The 24,761-nt window shown below is 56.0% G+C and carries 25 protein-coding genes and 1 other RNA gene; 10 read left to right on the forward strand and 16 right to left on the reverse strand.

All coding sequences use genetic code 11. The features are described 5' to 3' along the window. Positions 1-17: 17 nt before the first annotated feature. The 6 genes from tdcC to garL form a co-directional block, all read right to left on the reverse strand. Positions 18-1,349 carry a threonine/serine transporter TdcC gene (tdcC, locus tag UR504_RS09765; RefSeq protein ID WP_127732383.1) on the reverse strand — a complete coding sequence of 444 codons (1,332 nt, stop codon included), beginning with the start codon at positions 1,347-1,349 and terminating at the stop codon, positions 18-20. Positions 1,350-1,358: 9 nt separating this feature from the next. Continuing rightward, entirely contained in the window at positions 1,359-2,348 is a 990-nt protein-coding gene (gene tdcB, locus UR504_RS09770) for a bifunctional threonine ammonia-lyase/L-serine ammonia-lyase TdcB (RefSeq protein ID WP_111965010.1), read from the reverse strand. Positions 2,349-2,449: 101 nt separating this feature from the next. Continuing rightward, positions 2,450-3,370 carry a transcriptional regulator TdcA gene (gene tdcA / locus UR504_RS09775; RefSeq protein ID WP_008501504.1) on the reverse strand — a complete coding sequence of 307 codons (921 nt, stop codon included), beginning with the start codon at positions 3,368-3,370 and terminating at the stop codon, positions 2,450-2,452. A gap of 687 nt (positions 3,371-4,057) precedes the next feature. Continuing rightward, positions 4,058-4,434, reverse strand: an RNA gene (gene rnpB / locus UR504_RS09780) — RNase P RNA component class A. Between the two features lie 59 nt (positions 4,435-4,493). Continuing rightward, positions 4,494-5,384, reverse strand: coding sequence for a 2-hydroxy-3-oxopropionate reductase (gene garR / locus UR504_RS09785; RefSeq protein WP_149367584.1), 891 nt, complete (start codon positions 5,382-5,384; stop codon positions 4,494-4,496). 21 nt (positions 5,385-5,405) lie between these two features. Beyond that, entirely contained in the window at positions 5,406-6,176 is a 771-nt protein-coding gene (gene garL, locus UR504_RS09790) for a 2-dehydro-3-deoxyglucarate aldolase (protein WP_252093494.1), read from the reverse strand. 374 nt (positions 6,177-6,550) lie between these two features. Here garL and garD point away from each other — a divergent pair, with 374 nt between their 5' ends. After that, complete coding sequence (gene garD, locus UR504_RS09795; RefSeq protein WP_302236831.1) at positions 6,551-8,122, forward strand: galactarate dehydratase; 1,572 nt, start codon at positions 6,551-6,553, stop codon at positions 8,120-8,122. Positions 8,123-8,277: 155 nt separating this feature from the next. On the opposite strand, the gene rsmI is transcribed toward garD, so the two are convergent. After that, the gene (gene rsmI, locus UR504_RS09800; protein ID WP_111964947.1) at positions 8,278-9,141 is read right to left on the reverse strand and encodes a 16S rRNA (cytidine(1402)-2'-O)-methyltransferase; all 864 of its coding nucleotides are present in this window, start codon (positions 9,139-9,141) and stop codon (positions 8,278-8,280) included. Positions 9,142-9,203: 62 nt separating this feature from the next. Between rsmI and UR504_RS09805 the strand changes: the two genes are divergently transcribed. From UR504_RS09805 to dolP, 4 genes are read left to right on the forward strand one after another with little or no spacing between them, the layout of a single operon-like run. Further along, positions 9,204-11,381 carry a penicillin-binding protein activator gene (locus UR504_RS09805; RefSeq protein WP_302236837.1) on the forward strand — a complete coding sequence of 726 codons (2,178 nt, stop codon included), beginning with the start codon at positions 9,204-9,206 and terminating at the stop codon, positions 11,379-11,381. Further along, on the forward strand, positions 11,339-11,734 hold the full coding sequence (locus tag UR504_RS09810; RefSeq protein WP_111964949.1) for a YraN family protein: 396 nt from the start codon (positions 11,339-11,341) through the stop codon (positions 11,732-11,734). Before UR504_RS09805 ends, UR504_RS09810 begins: the two co-directional genes overlap by 43 nt. Before the next feature lie 21 nt (positions 11,735-11,755). Next, the gene (diaA, locus tag UR504_RS09815; protein ID WP_003861754.1) at positions 11,756-12,346 is read left to right on the forward strand and encodes a DnaA initiator-associating protein DiaA; all 591 of its coding nucleotides are present in this window, start codon (positions 11,756-11,758) and stop codon (positions 12,344-12,346) included. 9 nt (positions 12,347-12,355) lie between these two features. Further along, positions 12,356-12,931 carry a division/outer membrane stress-associated lipid-binding lipoprotein gene (gene dolP, locus UR504_RS09820; protein WP_111964950.1) on the forward strand — a complete coding sequence of 192 codons (576 nt, stop codon included), beginning with the start codon at positions 12,356-12,358 and terminating at the stop codon, positions 12,929-12,931. Between the two features lie 50 nt (positions 12,932-12,981). Here dolP and UR504_RS09825 read toward each other — a convergent pair whose 3' ends face one another. Next, on the reverse strand, positions 12,982-14,019 hold the full coding sequence (locus UR504_RS09825; RefSeq protein WP_302236847.1) for a permease: 1,038 nt from the start codon (positions 14,017-14,019) through the stop codon (positions 12,982-12,984). A 39-nt stretch (positions 14,020-14,058) separates the two neighbouring features. Next, positions 14,059-14,703, reverse strand: coding sequence for an NAD(P)H-binding protein (locus UR504_RS09830; RefSeq protein WP_111964952.1), 645 nt, complete (start codon positions 14,701-14,703; stop codon positions 14,059-14,061). 128 nt (positions 14,704-14,831) lie between these two features. Between UR504_RS09830 and UR504_RS09835 the strand changes: the two genes are divergently transcribed. Next, on the forward strand, positions 14,832-15,350 hold the full coding sequence (locus tag UR504_RS09835; protein WP_115876340.1) for a type 1 glutamine amidotransferase domain-containing protein: 519 nt from the start codon (positions 14,832-14,834) through the stop codon (positions 15,348-15,350). Here the strand turns inward: UR504_RS09835 and UR504_RS09840 are convergent. Continuing rightward, positions 15,330-15,764: a YhbP family protein gene (locus UR504_RS09840; protein WP_008501485.1), complete on the reverse strand. Its 435-nt coding sequence runs from the start codon at positions 15,762-15,764 to the stop codon at positions 15,330-15,332. The genes UR504_RS09835 and UR504_RS09840 overlap by 21 nt on opposite strands. A gap of 14 nt (positions 15,765-15,778) precedes the next feature. Here UR504_RS09840 and UR504_RS09845 point away from each other — a divergent pair, with 14 nt between their 5' ends. After that, positions 15,779-16,108, forward strand: a complete 330-nt coding sequence (locus UR504_RS09845) for a GIY-YIG nuclease family protein (RefSeq protein WP_115876341.1) — start codon at positions 15,779-15,781, stop codon at positions 16,106-16,108. Here UR504_RS09845 and UR504_RS09850 read toward each other — a convergent pair. Beyond that, positions 16,095-16,598 carry a GNAT family N-acetyltransferase gene (locus UR504_RS09850; protein WP_115876342.1) on the reverse strand — a complete coding sequence of 168 codons (504 nt, stop codon included), beginning with the start codon at positions 16,596-16,598 and terminating at the stop codon, positions 16,095-16,097. The genes UR504_RS09845 and UR504_RS09850 overlap by 14 nt on opposite strands. Further along, positions 16,592-17,116 (reverse strand): ubiquinone anaerobic biosynthesis accessory factor UbiT, encoded by a 525-nt coding sequence (gene ubiT / locus UR504_RS09855; RefSeq protein ID WP_024906374.1) that lies wholly within the window; start codon positions 17,114-17,116, stop codon positions 16,592-16,594. The genes UR504_RS09850 and ubiT overlap by 7 nt, the downstream gene beginning before the upstream one ends. 211 nt (positions 17,117-17,327) lie before the next feature. Between ubiT and ubiU the strand changes: the two genes are divergently transcribed. The 3 genes from ubiU (at position 17,328) to UR504_RS09870 (ending at position 20,296) form a co-directional block, all read left to right on the forward strand. Then, positions 17,328-18,323 carry a ubiquinone anaerobic biosynthesis protein UbiU gene (gene ubiU, locus UR504_RS09860; protein WP_302236859.1) on the forward strand — a complete coding sequence of 332 codons (996 nt, stop codon included), beginning with the start codon at positions 17,328-17,330 and terminating at the stop codon, positions 18,321-18,323. A gap of 7 nt (positions 18,324-18,330) precedes the next feature. After that, positions 18,331-19,209 carry a U32 family peptidase gene (locus UR504_RS09865; RefSeq protein WP_302236861.1) on the forward strand — a complete coding sequence of 293 codons (879 nt, stop codon included), beginning with the start codon at positions 18,331-18,333 and terminating at the stop codon, positions 19,207-19,209. A gap of 79 nt (positions 19,210-19,288) precedes the next feature. Next, entirely contained in the window at positions 19,289-20,296 is a 1,008-nt protein-coding gene (locus UR504_RS09870; RefSeq protein WP_302236864.1) for a luciferase-like monooxygenase, read from the forward strand. A gap of 84 nt (positions 20,297-20,380) precedes the next feature. On the opposite strand, the gene mtr is transcribed toward UR504_RS09870, so the two are convergent. The 4 genes from mtr to nlpI form a co-directional block, all read right to left on the reverse strand. After that, a complete protein-coding gene (gene mtr, locus UR504_RS09875; protein WP_115876390.1) occupies positions 20,381-21,625 on the reverse strand; it encodes a tryptophan permease in 1,245 nt (414 codons plus the stop codon). A gap of 142 nt (positions 21,626-21,767) precedes the next feature. Continuing rightward, the gene (locus tag UR504_RS09880; protein WP_111964959.1) at positions 21,768-23,663 is read right to left on the reverse strand and encodes a DEAD/DEAH family ATP-dependent RNA helicase; all 1,896 of its coding nucleotides are present in this window, start codon (positions 23,661-23,663) and stop codon (positions 21,768-21,770) included. After that, positions 23,656-23,736 carry a protein YrbN gene (yrbN, locus tag UR504_RS21545; RefSeq protein WP_100122156.1) on the reverse strand — a complete coding sequence of 27 codons (81 nt, stop codon included), beginning with the start codon at positions 23,734-23,736 and terminating at the stop codon, positions 23,656-23,658. The genes UR504_RS09880 and yrbN overlap by 8 nt, the downstream gene beginning before the upstream one ends. Before the next feature lie 107 nt (positions 23,737-23,843). After that, on the reverse strand, positions 23,844-24,728 hold the full coding sequence (nlpI, locus tag UR504_RS09885; RefSeq protein WP_023309331.1) for a lipoprotein NlpI: 885 nt from the start codon (positions 24,726-24,728) through the stop codon (positions 23,844-23,846). Positions 24,729-24,761 lie beyond the last annotated feature (33 nt).

The raw sequence follows: 24,761 nt of genomic DNA on the forward strand, positions 1-24,761 counted from the left end.
TCTTCCTGAGCAATGGTTTAGAACAGTTTGTAAACGATATTCAGAATGGTCAGCAGGCCGACCGCGGTAACGAAGACGTTCTCGGTACGCCCTTTGTATTTAGCCAGCGCTGGTGCTTTGCGGATGGCATACATCGGCAGCAGGCACAGCAGAGAGGCGATGATTGGTGCACCCATGGCTTCAATAAGGTCGAGAATGTTCGGGTTGGCGTAGGCCACAACCCAGGTGGAGCCCATGATGAACACCATGCTGATGGTGTTCAGTTTGCCGACAGAGACTTTCTTCTTATCGCCCTTGTAGCCGAACTTGAGGATCAGGCCATTCAGCCCTTCCAGCGTGCCCAGGTAATGACCGAAGAAAGATTTGAAGATAGCAACCAGCGCGATGATGGAGGCACCGTATTCCAGCACCGTCGCGAACGTCGATTTTGTCCCGGACATTGACGCAAAGTGGTTCGCCAGGTAAGAGAGCACCGGAATGTTCTGCGCCTTGGCGTCCGCCATGTTCTGCGGAGAGAGCGTAAACAGGCAGCTAAAGGCGAAGAACATCACCACGGCCACCATCAACAGGCTGGCGCGACCGATGATTTTGGAACATTTCTGCTCGGTGAACTCTTTTCCGAACTCCGGCTCGTATTCTTCGCGCTTGGAGACCACGAAAGAGGAGACGATAGGCGAGAAGTTGAAGGAGAAGACCATGATGGAGATACCCAGCCACACGGTGACCAGAATGCCGTCATGGCCGGTGAAGGCGATATCGCTCAGGTTGACCTGGTCGATCACCGCTGAGTTCCAGTAAGGGATCAGCGACAGGGAAATCAGCACCAGGCTGGCAATAAACGGGAACACCAGGAAGCTCATTACCTTCACCATCAGGTCTTTACCAAACCAGATAACAAAGGCCATCAGCAGCAGCAGGAACAGCGCCACCACGCCGCGGTTCAGCGCAGGCAGCTGGAGCTGGTTTTCCCAGAAGGTCATAAAGGTGTTGGTAATGGTGACGCCGTAAATCCACAGCAGCGGGCAAATGGCGAAGAAGTAGAGGAACGTAATGACCACCCCACCCGTTTTACCAAAGTGCTCTTCCACCGTTTCGGTGATGTTGCCGGAGACATTGCTGCCGGACAGGCAGAGGCGCGCCAGCGCGCGGTGACAGTAAAACGCTATCGGGAACGCGAGAACCAGCATCAGCAGGATAGGGATTAATCCGCCAAAGCCCGCGCGGATGGGGAAGAACAGCACGCCTGCGCCAATGGCGGTACCAAACAGGCCAAGCGTCCAGGTGGTATCAGACTTACGCCAGGAGGACGTTTTTGTCTGGCCAACGATAATGCTTTCTGTGTTGCTCATAGGTCACCTTTATGCGTCAACGAAGCCGGTAATTTGGGAAACACGGGAGAGATCGATATTGCCGCCGGAAATAATGCAGACGGTTTTACGACCCTGAATATAGTGATCAAGCCTGCCGCTTAATAACGCGGCACAGGCCAGCGCGCCGGCACCTTCTGTCACTACTTTATTTCGCTGAATAAGCGCGATCATGCTGTCGCGAATGTTGTCTTCGCTCACCAGCACAATGTCATCGACCAGTTCACGAACGATCTCGAAGGTTAATTTCCCCGGGCGAGAGACATCGCAGCCGTCGGCTAACGTGCCGGTAACGCGATGGTTGGTTATTTCTCCGGCATGCCAGGAGGCAGCCATTCCGTGCACGTTTTCAGACTGTACGCCGATGATATTAATGGTGGGATTGATGGATTTAATTGCCGTTGCAATCCCGGCAATTAGTCCACCGCCGCCGATAGGCACAATGACGTTATCCACGTCATATAAATCTTCAAGAATTTCCAGACCGATGGTGCCCTGCCCGGCGATGACTTTTGCATCGTCGTAAGGGGGAATAAAAATACGCCCTTCCATCTCGACGATTTCGCTGACTTTGGCGATGGTGTCGTTGAAGTTCTCGCCGTGCAGCACGACTTCCGCCGAGTAGTCGCGCGTCGCGGCCACTTTAGACTTCGGCGCCCCCATCGGCATCACCACTTTGCCGTCGATGCCAAGCATGGCGCAGGAGAGAGACACCCCCTGCGCGTGGTTCCCCGCGGAGCAGGCGACAACGCCTTTACGTTTTTCAGCGTCGGTCAGTGAGCTTAATTTGTTAAACGCGCCGCGGATCTTAAACGAGCCGGTGCGCTGCATGTTCTCGAACTTCAGGAATATTTCGCCCTTACAGCGTTCGCTGAGATAATTCGAGCGCGGCATACCGGTTTTATATATTTTTCCTGCCAGTCGTTTTCTGGCGTCCTGAATATCTTCAATGGTTACAGGGAGATCGTAGGTAATATGCATAATATCCTCGTTATAATAATTCATTCTTTTTCAGGCAAAGTCAGGGTGTCAGCGCGTTAACACGTTAACGCGCTGGGTGTTTTAAAATAGATACTAATTATTCATCGTCGTCTTTCGATATTCATCGACGAATATTGTTTTGCCAGCTCAACTAATACTGACGCCGATTTTTTAATCCTGTAATTTTTAGACCACACGGCGGCATAACGCGCCACGGGTAATTCATCTTCCACGGGCAGCACAATAAACTGGTCGGAACCGAATGGCGCAATCATGTCGCGGGGAATCACCGTCAGATAATCGGCATTCAGGACAAGGTTATAAATGGTGACGACCGAATCGGTCTGGACGATGTTTTCGATGCTGATGTGGTTGTCTTGCAGGGTGGTCAGAAGTTCTTTGTAGTAGCCCATATCGGTTTGCGGCATCACCCACTGCTCGTGCGTGAGCGATGCCAGTGTCGTCGGGCCGGTGCACGTTCGCGTTTTACTGGCGACCAGCACAAATTCGGACTCAAACAGCGGTTCGACGTGCAGATCCTGTAGCAACATTTCATCGCTCAGGGTGCCGATAGCGAAATCCAGACGACCGTCGCGAATGGCCGGAAGGAAAGATGAGAGCTGGGCTTCATACATCGAGACGCGTGCTTTCGGGAACACTTCCTTGAATTTTTTGATCATCTCAGACAGGAAGGTAAAGCCGATTAGCGACGGGTAACCAAAGGAGACGTCCATAACGGTGCTGAAGCTCAGGCTATTAATTTCACTCACCATGTTTTTCATTTCGCGGGTGATCGACTCTGAGTACGAGAGCAGAACCTGGCCCGCGGCAGTGAGTTTTACGCCTGTATTTTTACGCACCATCACTTCCACGCCGAAGTAGGACTCAATATCGCTGATGATTTTGCTGACTGCAGGTTGCGTCAGGCCCAGCTGTCTTGCTGCAGAACCTATGGAGCCACTTTTAATGACTTCCTGAAATACCACGAGGTGCTGTGTTTTCGGTAGAATAATAGTGTTCATAATATTCTGCGCTTATTTCCCTATGACGGGGTGAATTCTACTCAATAATCTTTAAAGGGGTATGTGCTGTTACTCACAATTTGCTTTCCCGGCCCTTTAGTCCACACACCAAAAACAAAATAAAATCGTTATATTTCATTAACATATAACGATATAAATATGCCGCTACGCTGACATTGATCAATAAAAATAGCGGTAATAAATTAATTTTATGGCGATAACCCGGATAAATTTTACCGTCCGGAAAAAATCAATAAAGACGATATTTCAGGCAATTAAAGGCCAATAAATAACCGCTATTTGTTTGAAACATTCTTTCAATTTATCAAGTTTTTCTAACGCGAATTTTCAGGCTTGCGGAAAAGAGTGGAATGCGTCACATATTCACGGGAGAAATGTATTTAATTTCAATATATGCATATCAAACAAGAAAAATTTTGCGATCATTAAGATAACAATATTAACAAATTACCAATGCTGTAAATCTTCTGTTTTTTAGCGTGAAATTTTGTGATGACGATCGTCAACAGATGCAGGAACGATACTGAAGGAGCAAAAACAGTGAAATGTGCTTAATGTCGCAAATATGAGAATTGATGTCGTTTGTTCGGTTGCCGGGCGGCGCAGCGCTTACCCGACCAGCAACATTCAGAAAGCAAAAACCCCGCCGAAGCGGGGTTTTTTAAGAAGTGAAACTGACCGATAAGCCGGGTTCTGTCGTGGACAGTCATTCATCTAGGCCAGCAATCGCTCACTGGCTCAAGCAGCCTACCCGGGTTCAGTACGGGCCGTACCATGTGAACCCCTATTTGGCCTTGCTCCGGGTGGAGTTTACCGTGCCACGGACTGTTACCAGCCGCGCGGTGCGCTCTTACCGCACCCTTTCACCCTTACCTGATCCCGCTTGCGCGGGCCATCGGCGGTTTGCTCTCTGTTGCACTGGTCGTGGGTTTCCCCCCCAGGCGTTACCTGGCACCCTGCCCTATGGAGCCCGGACTTTCCTCCCCTCCGCCCGTCTCCCCCGAAAGGGACGACGACGAAGCGGCGACTGTCTGGTCAGCTTCGGCGCGCAGTATAGAGGGTTTGCACGCCGCTGTCACCCTCAGGTATGGGAAAGTCGTGATTAACGCGCCACTTCCACCTTCGCCAGTTTTTCGTAATAGCATGCAATCGCGCTGTGATCTGCCGTGCCCAGGCCATCGGCACGCAGCGCCTGCATCATCTCCATAACTGCTGCGGTCAGCGGCAGCTGTGCGCCCACGCCGTGTGACGTATCCAGCGCGTTCGCCAGATCTTTAATGTGCAGGTCGATGCGGAATCCCGGCTTGAAATTACGATCCATCACCATCGGCGCTTTGGCATCCAGTACGGTGCTGCCCGCCAGACCGCCGCGAATGGCCTGATAGACAAGGTCCGGATTGACGCCCGCTTTGGTTGCCAGCGTCAGTGCTTCAGACATGGCGGCAATGTTGAGTGCCACAATCACCTGGTTTGCCAGCTTGGTCACGTTACCCGCCCCAATCTCTCCGGTGTGTACCACGGAGCCCGCCATCGCTTTCATCAGGTCGTAGTATCTATCGAAAACGGCTTTATCACCGCCGACCATCACCGACAGCGTGCCGTCGATCGCTTTCGGCTCACCGCCGCTGACCGGCGCATCCAGCATATCGACACCCTTTGCCTTTAGCGCCTCGCTGATTTCACGGCTTGCAAGCGGTGCGATAGAGCTCATATCGATCAGCACCAGGCCAGGCTTCGCGCCGTCGATAATGCCGTTTTCACCCAGCGCAACCTCTTTGACATGCGGGGAGTTAGGCAGCATGGTGATGATGACATCGCACTGCTCGGCAATGGCTTTCGCGGTGGTGGCTGTTTCAGCGCCAGCCGCTATCACCTCTGCCACGGCCTGCGGATTGTGATCGGATACCACCAATGAGTAACCCGCTTTGATGAGGTTCTTACTCATTGGTTTACCCATGATGCCCAGGCCAATAAAACCCACTTTCAGCGTCATAATCTGTTTCCTCAATGATGGTTATTTTTTAAAAGCGTCCGCTAATTTCTGCGTGGCCGAGCGGAATACGCCGAGGTCGCTGCCGACGGCAACAAACGTGGCTCCCCACTCCAGATAGCGACGGGCGTCAGCCTCAACCGGTGCCAGAATGCCGCACGGTTTGCCGTGTGCTTTAGCGCGGGCAAAAATGTGCTGGATCGCGCGCTGCACGTCAGGGTGGCTGGCATTACCCAGATGGCCAAAGGCGGCAGCCAGATCGCTTGGGCCAACGAAGATACCGTCCACGCCGTTGGTGGCTGCAATCGCATCGACGTTATCAACGCCCTGCTGGCTCTCAATCTGAACCAGAATGGTGATGTTGCTGTTGGACTGCGCGAAGTAGTCCGGCACGGTGCCAAACATATTGGCGCGATGCGAAACGGAAACGCCGCGGATCCCTTCTGGCGGATAGCGCGTAGAGGCTACGGCCAGTGCCGCTTGTTCTTCCGTCTCCACAAACGGGATCAGGAAGTTATAGAAGCCGATATCCAGCAGGCGCTTGATAATCACCGGCTCGTTGGTGGGGACACGCACTACCGGGGCGCTGTGGCTGCCTTTAAGCGCCATCAGCTGCGGAATAAAGGTGCTGATATCGTTCGGCGCATGTTCGCCGTCCAGCACCAGCCAGTCGAAACCAGCCAGGCCCAGCACTTCGGTGCTGATAGGATTTGCCAGCGCGGACCAGCAGCCAATCTGAATCTGGTGCGCCGCAAGAGCCGCTTTAAATTTATTAGGGAAGATATCGTTATTCATCGTATTTACCTTTTTAATTCCGCAGCCTTTTTCAGCATCATTTTATTTATTCAGACACCGCGCCAGCATAGTATTAATTATTCTGACGTATTGTGGCGCTATAAAATCGTCATTCAGTATAAGACGCCTTTCATAGCAGCACATTGTTTTAATGCTCAAGGATTGCGGTACATCTTGATAAAAAATTTTGCATATGCACAACACACTGGGCGCTAATGCACAGAATCAGGGATTACTGGTTCGGGAGCGATCGAGATCACATTTTCATATCCCCTATGCTGACATGCTTTATTTCTGCAAGCCGCGTATTTATTTCTACCATTAGAAAATTGGCTGAATTTATTATCAGACACTTTGCTGGAGAATATTGAACAATGGCCGACATTGAAATTCGACAGGCATCGCCGACGGCGTTTTATATAAAAGTTCACGACACCGATAATGTAGCGATTATTGTCAACGACAATGGCTTAAAAGCGGGTACCCGCTTTCCGGACGGGCTGGAACTGATTGAGCATGTTCCGCAGGGACATAAAGTCGCCCTGGTGGATATCCCTGCTAACAGCGAAATCGTACGTTACGGTGAAGTCATCGGCTATGCCGTTCGTTCGATACCTCAGGGAAGCTGGGTGGAGGAGTCGCTGGTGGCGCTGCCAGAAGCGCCGCCGCTGAATACGCTTCCGCTGGCAACCCGCGTGCAGGAACCGCTTCCCCCGCTGGAAGGCTATACCTTTGAAGGCTACCGCAACGCGGACGGCAGCGTCGGCACTAAAAATCTGCTCGGCATTACCACCAGCGTACACTGCGTGGCGGGCGTAGTGGACTACGTGGTGAAAATCATCGAACGCGATCTGCTGCCGAAATACCCGAACGTCGACGGCGTGGTTGGCCTGAACCACCTCTATGGCTGCGGCGTGGCGATTAACGCGCCCGCTGCCGTGGTGCCTATCCGGACCATCCACAATATCGCCCTGAACCCGAACTTTGGCGGCGAGGTGATGGTCATCGGTCTGGGGTGTGAAAAATTGCAGCCAGAACGGTTGCTTCAGGGGACCGAGGATGTCAAAGCCATCCCGGCAGACGAGGCCAGCATCGTGCGCCTGCAGGACGAACGTCACGTTGGTTTCCGCTCAATGGTCGACGATATTTTGCAGGTTGCAGAACGCCATCTGGACAAGCTCAACCGCCGCCAGCGCGAAACGTGTCCGGCGTCGGAGCTGGTGGTCGGAACCCAGTGCGGCGGCAGCGATGCCTTCTCCGGCGTGACGGCCAACCCGGCGGTGGGCTATGCGTCCGATCTGCTTGTTCGCTGCGGCGCCACGGTGATGTTCTCCGAGGTGACTGAAGTGCGTGACGCCATCCATCTGCTGACGCCGCGCGCCGTTAATAAAGAGGTCGGCAAGCGACTGCTTGAGGAGATGGCCTGGTACGATAACTATCTCGATATGGGCAAAACCGACCGCAGCGCCAACCCGTCTCCAGGCAACAAGAAAGGCGGCCTGGCAAACGTGGTGGAAAAAGCCCTTGGTTCGATTGCCAAATCCGGGCAGAGCGCGATTGTGGAAGTGCTCTCTCCGGGCCAGCGCCCGACGAAACGCGGCCTGATTTACGCGGCAACGCCGGCCAGCGATTTCGTTTGCGGCACGCAGCAGGTCGCGTCCGGCATTACGGTGCAGGTCTTTACCACCGGGCGCGGCACGCCGTACGGCCTGATGGCGGTACCGGTGATCAAGATGGCGACACGCACCGAGCTGGCAAACCGCTGGTATGACTTAATGGACATCAACGCGGGTACTATCGCGACCGGAGAAGAGAGTATTGAGGACGTGGGCTGGAAGCTGTTCCACTTCATTCTGGATGTCGCCAGCGGGCGGAAGAAAACCTTCTCCGATCAATGGGGATTACATAACCAGCTGGCGGTGTTCAACCCGGCACCGGTGACGTGATTTTCCGTCCCACATCTATCCCGCATTGAGGTAACCCGTCGGACAAGCCGCAAACCTTCCAGTTTGAGGCGATATCTGCTAGCTAAAAGACACATAACGATCCGTAGGCCGGGTAAGGCGTAGCCGCCACCCGGCAAAAACCGGCAGGGGATGCCTTACTCCCCCTGCTGCTCCAGCGCATACTTATACAGCGCATTTTTCTTCACGCCGTGAATTTCTGCCGCCAGCGCAGCGGCTTTCTTCAGCGGCAGTTCCGCCTGCAGCAGCGTCAGCGTGCGCAGCGCGTCGGCAGGAAGCGCGTCTTCTTCCGCCTTGTGCCCTTCGACAATCAGCACCATTTCACCCTTGCGGCGGTTTTCGTCTTCCTTCACCCACGCCAGCAGTTCGCCCACCGGTGCGCCGTGGATGGTTTCCCAGGTTTTAGTCAGCTCGCGCGCCAGCACCACGTAGCGGCCTTCTCCCCAGACGGTCACCATATCTTCCAGGCTCTCCAGCAGGCGGTGCGTGGATTCGTAGAAAATCAGGGTGCGCGGTTCTGCTTCCAGGTCTTTTAAGACGTCGCGGCGGCCTTTGGATTTGGCAGGCAGGAAGCCTTCATAGCAGAAACGGTCAGACGGCAGACCTGCAGCGCTTAATGCAGCAATCGCGGCGCACGGGCCGGGCAGCGGCACAACGCGAATACCGGCTTCGCGACAGGTACGCACCAGGTGATAGCCGGGATCGTTGATCAGCGGCGTACCGGCGTCGGAGACCAGAGCAATGTTCTGCCCCTCTTTCAGCTTCGCCACCAGCGTTTCGGCTTTTTGTTGCTCATTGTGATCGTGCAAAGCAAACAAACGGGCGTTAATCGCGAAATGTTGCAGCAGCAGGCCGGTGTGGCGGGTATCTTCAGCAGCAATTAAATCAACAGCTTGCAGTACGGTGAGCGCACGTTGGGTAATATCAGACAAATTCCCGATAGGAGTAGGTACAATATAAAGCTGGCCTTGAGAATTATCTGCCGTTTCGTGTTGTTTCATTGTTTCGTCCGTATTGCCGATTTAATATTGAGCATTGCGTAAAAAAAATCACTGGATACAGTATGGTACCGTTAACGTTTCTTCGAAAAAAAGCCACGCGCAGCGTGCCGCTTCTGCTGGCAGCCCTGATCTTTGCAGGCTGTGGCACCCAGGCACCTGACCAGAGCACCGCCCATCTTCAGGGTTCTGCTCAGGCTGATTCTGGCTTTTATCTGCAGCAAATGTCGCAGAGTTCAAATGATACCAAGACCAACTGGCAATTACTCGCCATTCGTGCACTGCTGAAAGAGGGTAAAACCCAGCAGGCTGCCGAACTGTTTAACCAGTTGCCGAAAGATCTTAACGACGCCCAGCGTCGCGAGCAGAGCCTGCTCTCTGCCGAGCTGAAGGTCGCGCTGAAAGATTACGCCGCCGCGAAGAAGATCCTCGGGGACATTGACGTGAGCGCGCTGGATAAAAACCAGCAGGCTCGCTTCTGGCAGGCGGGCATTACCGCTGAGCAGGGGCGCCCTTCCCTGACGCTGCTCCGCGCCCTCATCGCACAAGAGCCGCTGCTCGGCGGTGCCGATAAGCAGAAAAATATTGATGCCACCTGGCAAGCGCTGGCTTCGATGACGCAGGAACAGGCGCAGGCTCTGGTCATCAACGCCGATGAAAACGTTCTTCAGGGCTGGCTGGATCTGCAGCAAATGTGGTTTAACAACCGCAGCGATCCAAAGATGCTGAAAGCCGGTATTACTGACTGGCAGACACGCTACCCGCAAAACCCGGGTGCGAAAATGCTGCCAACCCAGCTGGTGAACGTGCAGAACTTTAAGCCAGCGTCCACCAGCAAAATCGCCCTGCTTCTGCCGCTCAACGGCCAGGCGGCGGTGTTTGGCCGTACCATTCAGCAGGGCTTTGAAGCAGCGAAAAACGGCACTACGTCGGTCACCGGCAGCGCTGTTCCCGCTCAGGCAGCCCAGGCGGCTAACGTGAGTGATGTTGTCAGCCCATCCGCCGCCGAGACCAGCGACCTGACCACGGCGCAAGCTCCGGCGCAGGGCACGATGCAAAACCCGGTGACGGCCCCGACGACGCCTCAGGCTACAGCTGCACCGGCTACAACGGCACCAGCTACGGCAGCACCTGCGACCCAGGCTCCGGCCGAGACCCAAGCGGCACCAGCACCTGACGCAACGGCAGAACAGCCTCAGCAGCAGACTGCACAACCCGCGGCCCAGCCTGCCGCTCAGCCGCAGGCCGTAGCAACCACCAGCGCCAACCCGGGCGCTGAGGTGAAAATTTACGACACCAGCTCGCAGCCGCTTGACCAGGTTCTGGCGCAGGTTCAACAGGACGGGGCGAGCATCGTTGTCGGTCCGCTGCTGAAAAACAACGTGGAAGAGCTGATGAAGAGCAATACCACGCTGAACGTGCTGGCGCTCAACCAGCCTGAGCAGGTTCAGAACCGGGCCAATATTTGCTACTTCGCGCTTTCCCCTGAAGATGAAGCCCGCGATGCGGCGCGTCATATTCACGAGCAGGGTAAGCAGGCTCCGCTGCTGCTCATCCCACGCAGCGCGCTGGGCGATCGCGTGGCCAATGCCTTTGCCGATGAGTGGCAGAAGCTGGGCGGCGGCGTCGTGCTGCAGCAGAAATTCGGCTCCGTCTCTGAACTGCGTGCGGGCGTAAACGGTGGAGCGGGTATCGCGCTTAACGGCAGTCCTGTCACCGCGAGCCTGCCGCAGCAGCAGGGCGTGACGATTGGCGGCCTGACGATCCCGGCCCCGCCTACCGACGCGCAGATTAGCGGTGGCGGTAAAGTGGATGCGGCCTATATCGTTGCCACGCCGCAGGAGATCGCCTTTATCAAACCGATGATCGCGATGCGTAACGGCAGCCAGAGCGGCGCAACGCTCTACGCCAGCTCACGCAGCGCGCAGGGCACCGCCGGCCCGGATTTCCGTCTGGAAATGGACGGTTTGCAGTACAGCGAAATCCCGATGCTGGCTGGCAGCAATCCGGCGCTGATGCAGCAGGCGCTGAGTGCCGTACGTAACGATTATTCTCTGGCGCGTCTGTATGCGATGGGTGTCGATGCATGGGCGCTGGCGAACAACTTTACCCAGATGCGCCAGGTGCCGGGCTTTGAGCTTAACGGCAATACCGGCGATCTGACCGCCACCCAGGACTGCGTGATCAACAGGAAGTTATCATGGCTCAAATACCAGCAGGGGCAGATCGTCCCGGCCAGTTAAGCCGAAAAGAGACCGGCGATGCGTGGGAATTAAAGGCGCGTCGCTGGCTTGAAGGCAAAGGACTGCGTTTTATCGCCGCCAACGTCCGCGGGCGCGGCGGCGAAATCGACCTGATCATGAAAGACGGTCAGGTCACCGTGTTTGTAGAAGTCCGTTTTCGACAGTCCTCTCGTTTTGGCGGTGCTGCCGCCAGCGTGACGCTCGCCAAACAACATAAATTATTACAGACTGCCCACTTGTGGCTTGCCCGCCATAATGGGAGTTTTGATACTGTGGATTGCCGGTTCGATGTGATAGCCTTCACCGGAAATGAGATCGAATGGCTTAAAAACGCTTTTGGCGAAGACGCATAATTAAGATTTAAAAGGGATAACGTGCTCGAAAGAATTAAAGTGTGCTTCACAGAAAGCATCCAGACTCAGATTGCCGCGGCGGAAGCCCTTCCGGATGCTATCTCGCGTGCCGCAATGACGCTGGTGCAATCCCTGCTAAACGGCAACAAAATCCTCTGTTGTGGCAACGGCACTTCAGCCGCCAACGCACAGCATTTTGCTGCCAGCATGATCAATCGCTTTGAAACAGAACGCCCGAGTTTACCCGCCATTGCACTTAATACCGATAATGTGGTCTTAACGGCGATTGCTAACGATCGTCTGCATGACGAAATTTACGCAAAGCAGGTGCGAGCCCTGGGTCACGCCGGAGATGTGCTGCTGGCCATCTCCACGCGCGGCAATAGCCGGGATATTGTCAAAGCCGTTGAAGCTGCCGTCACCCGCGACATGACAATCGTGGCCTTAACCGGCTATGACGGGGGTGAGCTGGCGGGTCTGCTTGGGCCGCAGGATGTGGAAATCCGCATTCCTTCTCACCGGAGCGCACGTATTCAGGAGATGCATATGCTCACGGTGAACTGCTTATGTGACTTGATCGATAACACGCTTTTCCCTCACCAGGATGATTAAGGAGTTCTTATGAAGGCTTTATCGACCCTCGCAGTCCTTATGTCTGCATTACTGCTTCAGGGATGTATCGCTGCGGCCGTTGTGGGTACCGCCGCGGTAGGCACCAAAGCGGCAACCGATCCGCGCACCGTGGGAACGCAGGTGGATGACGGTACGCTGGAGCTGCGCGTCAACAGTGCGCTGTCGAAAGACGAACAAATCAAGAAAGAAGCGCGTATCAACGTGACGGCTTATCAGGGCAAAGTGCTGCTGGCAGGTCAGGCACCGAATCTGGAGCTCGCCTCTCGTGCGAAACAGATTGCGATGGGCGTAGAAGGGACCACTGAGGTGTTTAACGAAGTGCGTCAGGGCAAGCCAATTGGCCTGGGTGATGCCTCTTCCGATACCTGGATCACCACCAAAGTACGCTCCCAGCTGCTGGGCTCGGACCAGGTGAAATCCTCCAACGTGAAGGTGACGACAGAAAACGGTGAAGTGTTCCTGCTAGGTCTGGTGACCGAACGTGAAGGGAAAGCGGCGGCCGATATCGCCAGCCGGGTGAGCGGCGTGAAGCACGTCACCACCGCGTTTACTTACATCAAGTAAGCTACACCCGACTGTAAGCCCGGTGAGCGCTCGCGCCACCGGGCTTTTTTTCACATCAACGCAATACTCCCCACTATCACCCCGCTCAACGCCACCAGCCCTGCGGTCAGCCACAGCGCTTTCGCCGGGAATGACTTACGCAGCATAATCAGCGACGGCAGGCTGATGGCAGGCAGCGTGATGAGCAATGCCAGCGCCGGCGCGGTGCCCATACCGGCCAGCATCATGGTCTGAACAATGGGAATTTCTGCGGCTGTAGGGATCACAAACAGGCAGCCTGCAACGGCCATCGCAATGACCCACAACAGCGTGTTATCGATAGCGCCATCCGCATGCGGGAAGAGCCAGACGCGCGCCGCCCCGAGAATCAGTACCGCCAGGATATAGACCGGGATGGTGCTCCAGAAAAGCTGCCATAGCGCCTTGCCCCAGCGTGCGAAGAAACCGCCCTGCGGCTCGCTAACGTCCAGCTCAACAGACGCGGACTCTGGCGCCTTATCCTTCACCAGATTCTGCACCAGCGTCGCCACCACCAGCACGGTCAGCAGTCCGGCCACCAGACGAATGAACGCAAAATGCCAGCCCAGTACAAAGCCCATAAACACCAGCGTTGCCGGGTTGAGCAGCGGGTTGCCCATCCAGAACGCCAGCGCGCCGCCCATCGACACGCGCTGGCGACGCATCCCGGCAGCCACAGGCGCGGCGCAACAGGAGCACATCATCCCCGGCAGGGAGAAGATCGTTCCCAGCAGCGTACCCTGAAAGCGCGGCTGTCCAAGGGTTTTCACCAGCCAGTTGCGCGGGATCAGCACCTGAATCAGTGAGCCCAGGATCACGCCTAAGACCGCGGCCTTCCAGACGGCAAGAAAGTAGACCATGGCATAGTCCCACGCCGCCTGAAGCGGGCTGGCATCAGCCTGAGCGAGAATAGATTTACCGATGCTGTGCGTTTCGGCGGCGGTGAAGGCTTTACCGTAGTACGGCTGCCATTTCACGTACCAGAGGCCAACAATGACCACGAGAAAGAAGAGTGCGGGCTTCCACCATTGAACAGGTGTTGCCGCCTGAGATGAAGACTGACCAGTCATAGCATTCCCCGGAGAGTATGAGTAATTAGCCGGGGGAGTTTACGCCTCGCCCTGCGCGATTTCACGCAGTTTTGCCGAAGGGATAATGTTTACGCCCGCTTTCGACGGGGCCAGTCCCTCTTTTAACAGCGCACGCGCGACGTCCCGCGCCTCGATGGCTTTCCAGTTGCCGGGAAGGATGCGAAACAGCGGGGCCATGATCGACTCGTTAAAGCGGCGCTCGTCCCGGTGGCCGATCAGCATTGAGGGGCGCACAATCGTCAGTTGCTCCCATTTCTGCGCAATCAGCGCATCCTCCATCTTGCCCTTCACCTTGTTGTAGAAGAAAGGCGATCCGGCACTGGCGCCCAGCGCGCTGACCACCAGAAAATGTCTGGCCCCCAGCTTTTTCGCCGTGAGCGCGGTGTCCACCACCAGCGTGTAGTCGGCGTGGATAAATGCCTCTTTGCTCCCCGCCTCCCGCCGCGTGGTGCCCAGACAGCAAAAGGCGATATCAATCGGGTCCTGCACCTGCGCCAGCGCATCCGTCAGCTGAGGATCGTGCGGGTTAAAGACGCCGGAGATGTCCGCCAGCGGTCGACGCGTCGGGGCGGCGATGTAGTTCACGCGGCGATCCTGAATCAGCAGCCGCAGCAGGTGATCGCCCACTAACCCGGTGGCACCCGTAATCAATACCTGACTCATCTTATCCCCTTTACAGAATTGTCCGTTTGCGAACTCAGCGTCGTCGACCACACTTAGAAGTCTGTTACAGGTAAGTATTTACCACAAGCGGAGAAAAATCAGTCTGAAGCCAAAACAACGGAGGAAGCATGGGCAAGAAAATCGCAGTCTTGATTACCGACGAGTTTGAAGATTCAGAATTCACCTCTCCTGCAGAGGCTTTCCGCAAGGCGGGACATGAGGTCATCACCATTGAAAAAGAGGCGGGCAAAACGGTGACAGGCCATAAGGGCGAGGCCAGCGTGACCATCGACGAGACCATCGATAACGTTAGCCCCTCAGATTTCGACGCCCTGCTGTTACCCGGCGGCCATTCACCTGATTCCCTGCGCGGGGACGAGCGTTTCGTGACCTTTACCCGGGACTTTGTTTCTACCGGCAAACCGGTCTTTGCCATCTGCCACGGCCCGCAGTTGCTCATCAGCGCAGAAGTGGTCCGCGGGCGTAAGCTCACGGCGGTGAAACCGATCGTTATCGATCTCAAAAACGCGGGTGCTGAGTTTTACGATCAGGAGGTGGTCAACGACAAAGACCAGCTGATCACCAGCCGGACCCCGGACGATCTCCCGGCGTTTAACCGCGAAGCGCTACGCCTGCTCGGCGCGTAGCCAGTGCAGCTTCTTGCCAAAGCCCAGGGTGTTGTCGGTAAATTTCAGCTCATCGAGGCGGATTTCCCACACCGGGGCTTTTAGCGCAGCGGCAACCGGAAAGCGGCGCGTGTAGTGCTTACGACGCGCGTCGCTCTCTTCTCCGTCCAGACGACGGATCTCCCCTTTAAACTGCACGCCGCGGATCAGCGCGACCGTTTTCGGCTGGCCGTTCACCGTGCCCGCGACCTTAGCCTGCTGGCCGGTCATCTGCGCATGACGCGTTTTGTCTTCGCTCATAACATAAAACGCGACGCGCTCCGGATCGTAGTAGTAAAACGCGTTTGCGCACCACATCTCACCCTCGCTGTAGACGCACCAGGTGACGACGTGCTGCTTCGCCAGCCAGCGGTTGATGGCTGCCAGTGTTTCCATTTTCGTTCTCTCTCATGCTATGGTGCGTTCACCTTAACATACTGAATCTGTTTACCGTGTGCTGGTTTCTCTATCTTGTCCGAACCGCTGATAACGCACTCTACACCGGGATCACCACCGATGTGGCGCGGCGTTTTTTACAACATCAAACGGGGAAAGGGGCAAAAGCGCTGCGGGGGAAAGGGGAATTACAGCTCGCCTTTTCGGCGCCCGTCGGTGACCGATCGCTGGCGCTCAGGCTGGAATACCGCATCAAGCAGCTGACGAAGCGCCAGAAAGAGCGCCTCGTGACCGGAGACGGCTCCTTTGAGGCGCTACGCGAGAGCCTGATTAAAAGCGGTTGAAATGGTCGTGGTACTCGACCAGGCCATTGACGCCGTTAAGCGCGTCGTCCGCCAGACGGTGTACCTGGAAAGCGGATTCCGTACCCGGCCAGCGGCAGCGCAGATCGTAACGCGCGGCCTGCTCGAAGCCTAAACGGCCATAGAACGCCGGATCGCCCAGCGTTACCACGGCCGCATAGCCGAACTCATTGAGCGAATCCAGCCCTTCATAGACCATCTGACGCGCCAGCCCTTGCCCGCGATAGTTTTCATCCACCGCCAGCGGCGCCATGCCTACCCACTGCAGCTCTTCGCCCTGAACGGTTACCGGACTGAAGGCAACATAGCCCACCACCTGACCTTCATCATCGGTGGCAACCAGCCCCAGCGTAATCAGGCCGTCTTCGCGAAGATCGTGGACCAGTTGGGCTTCGGCATCGCTCGTAAAGGCTCGGCGCAACAACGCATCGATCCCCGGCGCATCAATCCCAATTTCGACTCGAATCAGCATGGCTCACCTACTGAAGTGTGTTTACCGTCCGGCGGGGTTTTCAGCCCGGCCTCAACGAAATCTGCCATTTGCATTAGCATCACGCGCAGCGCTTTCGGCATCTGCTCCAGCTCAATGGCATCCATTAAATTCTTCACGTACAGGCCCAGCTCCGTGTCGCCTTCAATCACCAGACGGCGCTGGAAGAAGAGCGTGTCCGGATCCTGCTTGCGCGCGGCGATCATCAGCAGATCGCTGGCGTTGGCGCTAAAGCTCACGTCCGCCTCGGCGGTTTCGCGGACGATGAGCTGGTCATTCTCAACGGAGGTAAACCAGCGCAGCCCGATGTCACGCACCTCAATGCTTAACCAGCGGCCTTCCAGGAACTCCAGCTCGCCATCCTGCAGCGCCTGGCGGAACTGCCAGCTCAGGACCTGCTCCAGCACCTGGCGTTTAAGCGCGAACGGCGCCAGCTTGACCGGCACGCTCAGCATTGATGGACCAAATTGTACGAGACGTGAACGCAGTTTATCCAGCACGAGCTTTACTCCCTGATATCTATAGTCCTGCTATTTTGCCATATCCGAAGCGCAACATAGCGGCGTAAATCAACAAACCATCGTCCGTCGTACCTCATTATTGGTGCCATCAATACGCCATTAGCTGCCTTAAATCAAAAATTGTCGCGTATGGGTTAATTAAAATCCCAGCTCGTTAACATTTTTGCGATCGACAACATCAGGATAAATTATGGAGCTGCTCTGCCCAGCCGGAAATCTTCCGGCGCTTAAGGCGGCCATCGAAAATGGGGCCGATGCGGTCTATATCGGGCTGAAAGATGACACCAACGCCCGCCATTTTGCCGGCCTCAACTTTACGGAGAAAAAGCTTCAGGAAGCCGTTAACTTCGTTCACCAGCACCGCCGCAAGCTGCATATCGCCATCAATACCTTTGCTCATCCTGACGGCTACGCCCGCTGGCAGCGCGCGGTGGATATGGCGGCACAGCTGGGTGCCGATGCGCTGATTCTGGCCGACCTCGCTATGCTTGAGTATGCGGCAGAACGCTATCCCCATATTGAGCGCCACGTCTCTGTTCAGGCATCTGCCACCAACGAGGAGGCCGTGCGTTTTTATCGCCGAAACTTTGACGTGGCCCGCGTGGTGCTGCCGCGCGTGCTCTCTATTCATCAGGTTAAGCAACTCGCGCGCGTCACGCCAGTGCCGCTGGAAGTTTTTGCCTTTGGCAGCCTGTGCATTATGGCCGAAGGCCGTTGCTATCTTTCCTCGTATTTGACAGGAGAGTCACCGAATACCGTCGGTGCCTGCTCCCCTGCCCGCTTCGTTCGCTGGCAGCAAACGCCGCAGGGGCTGGAATCTCGTCTGAATGAGGTACTGATTGACCGCTATCAGGATGGTGAAAACGCCGGTTATCCGACGCTGTGTAAAGGCCGCTATCTGGTCGACGGCGAGCGCTACCACGCGCTCGAAGAGCCTACCAGCCTTAATACGCTCGAGCTGCTGCCTGAACTGCTGGCGGCCAATATTGCCTCGGTGAAAATCGAAGGTCGCCAGCGCAGCCCGGCCTACGTGAGCCAGGTGGCGAAAGTGTGGCGTCAGGCCATCGACCGCTGCATGGCGGACCCGCAGAACTACGCCCCGCAGCAGGCCTGGATGGAAACGCTCGGATCGATGTCCGAAGGCACGCAAACCACGCTGGGCGCGTATCACCGTAAATGGCAGTGAGAAAATCATGAAATATTCATTAGGGCCGGTGCTTTACTACTGGCCAAAAGAGACGCTGGAAGATTTTTACCAACAGGCTGCCTCCAGCAGCGCCGATGTGATTTACCTCGGCGAAGCGGTGTGTAGTAAACGCCGCGCCACCAAAGTGGGCGACTGGCTTGATATGGCGAAAAACCTGGCCGGCAGCGGCAAACAGGTCGTGCTCTCCACGCTCGCGCTGGTGCAGGCCTCTTCTGAACTGGGCGAGCTGAAACGCTACGTAGAGAACGGCGAGTTCCTGCTGGAGGCAAGCGATCTCGGCGTGGTGAACATGTGCGCTGAACGCAAGCTGCCGTTTGTCGCGGGCCATGCCCTGAACTGCTATAACGCCGTGACCCTGCGCCTACTGCTCAAACAGGGGATGACGCGCTGGTGCATGCCTGTTGAGCTCTCCCGCGACTGGCTGGCAAACCTGCTGACCCAGTGCGAAGAGTTGGGCATTCGTAACAAGTTTGAAGTGGAAGTGCTGAGCTACGGGCATCTGCCGCTGGCCTATTCCGCCCGCTGCTTTACCGCACGCTCGGAAGACCGTCCAAAAGACGAGTGCGAAACCTGCTGTATTAAGTACCCGAACGGACGCAGCATGCTGTCCCAGGAGAACCAGCAGGTGTTTGTTCTCAACGGCATTCAGACCATGAGCGGCTATGTCTATAACCTCGGCAACGAGCTGGCGTCTATGGACGGGCTGGTGGATATGGTGCGCCTGTCACCGCTCGATAACGGCGTGTTTTCGATGCTGGATGCCTTCCGCGCCAACGAAAACGGTGCTGCTCCGCTGCCGCTTACGGCAAACAGCGACTGTAACGGCTACTGGCGACGGCTCGCAGGACTGGAACTTCAGGCCTAAAAAAAGGCTCACTTTGTTAACAACGGTTATCATTTTTTAATGCAGTATTAAAGATTCACCGTCGACAAAGTGAGCTGTTATGACTGACAAAACCCTTCCGTTTTCGGTGCTGGATCTGGCGCCGATCCCACAAGGCTCCTCGGCAAGAGAAGCCTTTTCGCACTCTCTGGATCTGGCTCAGCTGGCCGAAAAGCGTGGCTATCACCGCTACTGGCTGGCCGAACACCACAACATGGTGGGCATCGCCAGCGCCGCCACCTCGGTACTGATTGGTTATCTGGCGGCAAACACCACCACACTGCACCTGGGATCCGGCGGCGTGATGCTGCCAAACCACGCTCCTCTGGTGATCGCCGAGCAGTTTGGCACCCTGAATACCCTCTATCCGGGCCGTATCGATTTAGGGCTTGGCCGTGCGCCGGGCAGCGACCAGCCGACTATGCGTGCCCTGCGTCGCCATATGAGCGGCGATATCGACAACTTCCCGCGCGACGTGGCCGAACTGGTGGACTGGTTCGACGCGCGCGATCCGAACCCGCACGTGCGTCCGGTACCGGGCTACGGCGAGAAGATCCCGGTGTGGCTGCTGGGCTCGAGCCTCTACAGCGCGCAGCTTGCCGCCCAACTGGGGCTACCGTTTGCATTTGCCTCGCACTTCGCGCCGGATATGCTGCATCAGGCGCTGCATCTCTACCGCACGAACTTCAAACCGTCCGAGCGTCTGGAGAAGCCGTACGCAATGGTGTGTATCAACATCGTTGCCGCCGACAGCAATCGCGACGCGGAATTCCTGTTTACCTCCATGCAGCAGGCGTTTGTGAAGCTGCGTCGCGGTGAAACGGGCCAGCTTCCGCCACCGGTGGAGAATATGCATCAGCTGTGGTCAGCCTCCGAACAGTATGGCGTGCAGCAGGCGCTGAGCATGTCGCTGGTAGGCGATAAAGCGAAAGTGCGTCACGAGCTGGAGGCGGTGCTGCGCGAAACGCAGGCGGATGAAATTATGGTTAACGGCCAGATTTTCGATCACCAGGCGCGTTTGCACTCGTTTGAGCTGGCGATGCAGGTGAAAGAGGAGTTGGTGGGATAGGTTTTTGCCGGATGGCGGCTTCGCCTTATCCGGCCTACGCGATCCCTGTAGGCCCGGTAAGCGTAGCGCCACCGGGCTTTGCGTTTACTGATAGACAGGCAGCAGGTTAAAAGTCGACAGCACGTGGACCAGTGCGTTACCTACCCCAAACACCAGGATCAGTGCAATCATCGGCTTGCCGCCCCAGACGCGAAATTTCGGGCTGCCGAAGCGTTTACGTGATTTACGTGCCAGCAGCGCGGGCACAATTGCCGCCCAGATGGTTGCCGCCAGCCCTGCATAGCCGATGGCGTACAGGAAACCGTTCGGCCACAGCAGGCCGCCCACAATCGGCGGCAGGAAGGTCAGCAGCGCGGTTTTGAAGCGCCCCATCGCAGAATCATCAAAGCCAAACAGATCCGCCAGGTAGTCAAACAGGCCCAGCGTCACGCCGAGGAAAGAGCTCGCCACCGCAAAGTTAGAGAAGATAACCAGCAGCAGATCCAGGCTGCGGCTGTTCAGCACGCCGCTCAGCGCCTGCACCAGCACGTCAATGTTACCGCCCTTCTGGGCAATGCCGATAAATTCCGGACGCGGGATGTTGCCCATCGTCCCCAGCAGCCAAATCACATACAGCCCCAGCGCCAGCAGCGTGCCGTAGACCAGACACTTCACAATGGTGCGCGGATCTTTGCCGTAGTACTTCATCAGGCTCGGCACGTTACCGTGGTAGCCGAACGACGCCAGACAGAACGGCAGGGTCATCAGCAGGTAAGGCGTGTAGGAGGTGTTCACTTCGGCGACGTTAAACAGCGTGGCGGGCGTCACGTGCCCCAACAGACTGCCGAAGGTCAGGAAGAAGGTGATGACCTTCGCGCCCAGTACGATTGCCGTCATACGACTCACCGCTTTGGTACTCATCCAGACGATAAACGCCACAGCCAGCGCGAAACATAGCCCCGCCAGACGCGCCGGAACGTTCAGCGACATCTCCGAGAAGGTGTGATGCAGAATCGAGCCGCTCGCTGAAATATACGCGTAGGTGAGGATATACAGCACAAACGCGATGGAGAGCCCGTTCACCAGATTCCAGCCTTTGCCCAGCAGATCTTTGGTGATGGTGTCGAAACTGGAGCCAATCCTGTAGTTCAGGTTCGCCTCGAGGATCATCAGCCCGGAATGGAGCATACAGAACCAGGTAAAGACCAGCGCGGCCAGCGACCAGAAGAACCACGCACCGGACATGACCACGGGCAGGGAGAACATCCCGGCACCTATAATGGTTCCGCCGATGATCACCACGCCGCCAAGCAGCGAAGGTGACGTTTGGGTGGTGGTTAGTGTCGCCATACAGCCTTTTCTCCAGTCAATCATACGGTTCTGCATTTTAATGTGACGCACTGTACCAGTACAAGAGTACAAAAGGAATAAAAAAAGCCCCGATCGCATGAATCGGGGCTGTATATTTTACTTTACGTCAGAAGCGTAAGGCTTACGCGTCACCGAAACGACGACGGCTGGTGCCTTCTTCACGACGCGGGCCACGGCTTTCGCGGCGCTCGCCGGAGAAACGACGGCCTTCACCACCGCGACCTTCGCTGCGACCGCCTTCACGACGCTCACCGCCGAAACCGCGACCACCGCCACGACGTTCGCCGCCACGGTCAGGACGTGGCTGCGCATCACCCAGCAGCTGCATGTTCATCGGCTTGTTCAGGATGCGGGTACGCGTAAAGTGCTGCAGCACTTCGCCCGGCATGCCTTTTGGCAGCTCGATAGTAGAGTGGGATGCGAACAGCTTAATGTTACCAATGTAACGGCTGCTGATGTCGCCTTCGTTAGCGATCGCGCCAACGATGTGACGAACTTCAACGCCATCATCACGGCCCACTTCAATGCGGTACAGTTCCATGTCACCTGCGTCGCGACGTTCACGACGTGGACGGTCTTCACCACCACGCTCTGGACGGTCACCACGTGGGCCACGATCGTTACGGTCGCCACGACGTTCGAAGCGATCGTCACGGTCACGGAATTCACGCTTAGGACGCATCGGTGCATCTGGTGGCACGATCAGGCTACGTTCGCCCTGAGCCATTTTCAGCAGTGCTGCGGCCAGGGTTTCCATGTCCAGCTCTTCGCCTTCAGCAACAGGCTGAATCTGCGACAGCAGCGCACGGTACTGATCCAGATCGCTGCTTTCCAGCTGCTGCTGTACTTTAGCGGCGAATTTTTCCAGACGGCGTTTGCCCAGCAGCTCTGCGTTTGGCAGGTCCGCTTCTGGAATGGTCAGCTTCATGGTGCGTTCGATGTTACGCAGCAGACGACGCTCGCGGTTCTCAACGAACAACAGCGCACGGCCAGCACGACCCGCACGACCGGTACGGCCGATACGGTGAACGTAAGACTCGGAATCCATCGGGATGTCATAGTTAACAACCAGGCTGATACGCTCAACGTCCAGACCACGTGCTGCCACGTCGGTTGCAATCAGGATATCCAGACGACCGTCTTTCAGACGCTCCAGAGTCTGCTCACGCAGAGCCTGGTTCATGTCGCCGTTCAGCGCTGCGCTGTTATAGCCGCTACGCTCCAGGGCTTCAGCCACTTCCAGGGTCGCGTTTTTGGTGCGAACGAAAATAATCGCCGCATCAAAATCTTCCGCTTCCAGGAAACGTACCAGCGCTTCGTTTTTACGCATGCCGTACACAGACCAGTAGCTCTGGCTGATGTCCGGGCGAGTGGTTACGCTGGACTGAATACGCACTTCCTGCGGATCTTTCATGAAGCGTTTGGTGATACGACGAATCGCTTCTGGCATGGTGGCAGAGAACAGCGCGGTCTGATGACCGTCCGGGATCTGCGCCATGATGGTTTCGACGTCTTCGATGAAGCCCATACGCAGCATTTCATCTGCTTCATCCAGCACCAGGCCGCTCAGTTTAGAGAGGTCCAGAGTACCGCGCTTCAGGTGATCCAGCAGACGGCCCGGCGTACCGACAACAATCTGTGGACCCTGGCGCAGGGCGCGTAACTGCACGTCATAACGCTGGCCGCCGTACAGGGCTACCACGTTTACGCCGCGCATATGTTTAGAGAATTCCGTCATTGCTTCTGCAACCTGAACAGCCAGTTCACGGGTTGGAGCCAGGACGAGGATCTGCGGTGCACGCAGGTCCGGATCAATGTTGTTCAGCAGCGGCAGCGAGAATGCTGCAGTTTTACCGCTACCAGTCTGGGCCATGCCCAGCACGTCACGACCAGAAAGCAGGTGTGGGATACACTCAGCCTGGATCGGAGATGGTTTTTCGTAACCCAGATCGTTAAGGGCTTCAAGGATAGGAGCCTTCAGGCCCAGATCTGCAAAAGTGGTTTCGAATTCAGCCATGTAGTACGAGTGCCTCAATGTCAATGGCGGCCAGTCTACTTAGCTCATCGTGAAAATGATTAGCAATTTTCATTGAAAAGTGTGAACCGGCTCAAAGTAGGTGTATTGACGAACAACAACGCCCTCACCAGTTAAGGTGATGGCAATCAAAAGATTACGGGCTGATGTTTATGTCGTCAGCTATTGCTGGTCCGATTCTGCCAGGTCGTCATGCTCCTGGCCCAAGAGCGATAATTCCAACAATGCATAACGGTGCTCAACGAAGTTGTGTACGTTGTTAGCAACCGCTAATTTGAACAGTGCCGTAGCGCTGTCCATATCCCCCAGACTTAGGTAGTACTTACCTAAATAGAAGTTGGTTTCACTGAGATGCTCAGCGAGCGAGGTGTTATCCGTTGCGTCCGCCTTGAGGCGTTCCATCAGCGTTGCTTCGCTAATGTTGCCCAGGTAGAACTCGACAATGTTCCATCCCCACTGTTCCTTGTCCGATTTATCGAAGCGCTGTTTCAGTGCCTCTTTTGCCTGCTTCTCATCGAGCTTCCGCTCAACGATGTAAAGCCACAGGCTACGGAAAGGATCATTAGGATCGTCTTGATAAAACGCCAGCAGATCATCTTGCGCTAACTTATCACGACCGCCGTAATACAATGCGATACCGCGATTCAAGTGCGCGTAGTTGTAAGTTGGATCAAGCTCAAGTACAGAATCAAACGCTTCATAGGCAGCATCAAAATTGCCTGCCTGCGTTAAATAAATGCCTAAGTAATTGAATACTTCAGGCATATCAGGTCGGATAGCCAGCGCTTGTGAAAAATCATTTCGCGCCAGTGCCCTCAGACCGAGACTATCATACAACACTCCGCGCTCATATAAAAGCTGTGCGCGTTCTTCATCGGTTAAAGCCCGACTGGCAAGTATTTGTTCCATGCGTGCCAGAATCACTTCTTGCTGCAAAGTCGGTTGCAATGGCACTGCGAGGACTTCGCTCTTACGCCAGGCAGAGTTGCTGCATCCTGCCAGCGTTAAAGCTGTCGCAACGAAACACCAGCGCAAAAAAGGCTTCATTTCCCACTCCCGAAGACAACTATTGGATGAACG

Source organism: Enterobacter sp. 241F3, from assembly GCF_034106785.1.
GTDB lineage: Bacteria > Pseudomonadota > Gammaproteobacteria > Enterobacterales > Enterobacteriaceae > Enterobacter > Enterobacter vonholyi.

What these genes read in the sequence shown, in the direction of transcription:
- tdcC (WP_127732383.1), bottom strand. Translation starts at nt 1,349, where the DNA reads ATGAGCAACACAGAAAGCATTATCGTTGGCCAGACAAAAACGTCCTCC.
- tdcB (WP_111965010.1), bottom strand. Translation starts at nt 2,348, where the DNA reads ATGCATATTACCTACGATCTCCCTGTAACCATTGAAGATATTCAGGAC.
- tdcA (WP_008501504.1), bottom strand. Translation starts at nt 3,370, where the DNA reads ATGAACACTATTATTCTACCGAAAACACAGCACCTCGTGGTATTTCAG.
- garR (WP_149367584.1), bottom strand. Translation starts at nt 5,384, where the DNA reads ATGACGCTGAAAGTGGGTTTTATTGGCCTGGGCATCATGGGTAAACCA.
- garL (WP_252093494.1), bottom strand. Translation starts at nt 6,176, where the DNA reads ATGAATAACGATATCTTCCCTAATAAATTTAAAGCGGCTCTTGCGGCG.
- garD (WP_302236831.1), top strand. Translation starts at nt 6,551, where the DNA reads ATGGCCGACATTGAAATTCGACAGGCATCGCCGACGGCGTTTTATATA.
- rsmI (WP_111964947.1), bottom strand. Translation starts at nt 9,141, where the DNA reads ATGAAACAACACGAAACGGCAGATAATTCTCAAGGCCAGCTTTATATT.
- UR504_RS09805 (WP_302236837.1), top strand. Translation starts at nt 9,204, where the DNA reads ATGGTACCGTTAACGTTTCTTCGAAAAAAAGCCACGCGCAGCGTGCCG.
- UR504_RS09810 (WP_111964949.1), top strand. Translation starts at nt 11,339, where the DNA reads ATGGCTCAAATACCAGCAGGGGCAGATCGTCCCGGCCAGTTAAGCCGA.
- dolP (WP_111964950.1), top strand. Translation starts at nt 12,356, where the DNA reads ATGAAGGCTTTATCGACCCTCGCAGTCCTTATGTCTGCATTACTGCTT.
- UR504_RS09825 (WP_302236847.1), bottom strand. Translation starts at nt 14,019, where the DNA reads ATGACTGGTCAGTCTTCATCTCAGGCGGCAACACCTGTTCAATGGTGG.
- UR504_RS09830 (WP_111964952.1), bottom strand. Translation starts at nt 14,703, where the DNA reads ATGAGTCAGGTATTGATTACGGGTGCCACCGGGTTAGTGGGCGATCAC.
- UR504_RS09835 (WP_115876340.1), top strand. Translation starts at nt 14,832, where the DNA reads ATGGGCAAGAAAATCGCAGTCTTGATTACCGACGAGTTTGAAGATTCA.
- UR504_RS09840 (WP_008501485.1), bottom strand. Translation starts at nt 15,764, where the DNA reads ATGGAAACACTGGCAGCCATCAACCGCTGGCTGGCGAAGCAGCACGTC.
- UR504_RS09845 (WP_115876341.1), top strand. Translation starts at nt 15,779, where the DNA reads ATGCTATGGTGCGTTCACCTTAACATACTGAATCTGTTTACCGTGTGC.
- UR504_RS09850 (WP_115876342.1), bottom strand. Translation starts at nt 16,598, where the DNA reads ATGCTGATTCGAGTCGAAATTGGGATTGATGCGCCGGGGATCGATGCG.
- ubiU (WP_302236859.1), top strand. Translation starts at nt 17,328, where the DNA reads ATGGAGCTGCTCTGCCCAGCCGGAAATCTTCCGGCGCTTAAGGCGGCC.
- UR504_RS09865 (WP_302236861.1), top strand. Translation starts at nt 18,331, where the DNA reads ATGAAATATTCATTAGGGCCGGTGCTTTACTACTGGCCAAAAGAGACG.
- UR504_RS09870 (WP_302236864.1), top strand. Translation starts at nt 19,289, where the DNA reads ATGACTGACAAAACCCTTCCGTTTTCGGTGCTGGATCTGGCGCCGATC.
- mtr (WP_115876390.1), bottom strand. Translation starts at nt 21,625, where the DNA reads ATGGCGACACTAACCACCACCCAAACGTCACCTTCGCTGCTTGGCGGC.
- UR504_RS09880 (WP_111964959.1), bottom strand. Translation starts at nt 23,663, where the DNA reads ATGGCTGAATTCGAAACCACTTTTGCAGATCTGGGCCTGAAGGCTCCT.
- yrbN (WP_100122156.1), bottom strand. Translation starts at nt 23,736, where the DNA reads ATGAAAATTGCTAATCATTTTCACGATGAGCTAAGTAGACTGGCCGCC.
- nlpI (WP_023309331.1), bottom strand. Translation starts at nt 24,728, where the DNA reads ATGAAGCCTTTTTTGCGCTGGTGTTTCGTTGCGACAGCTTTAACGCTG.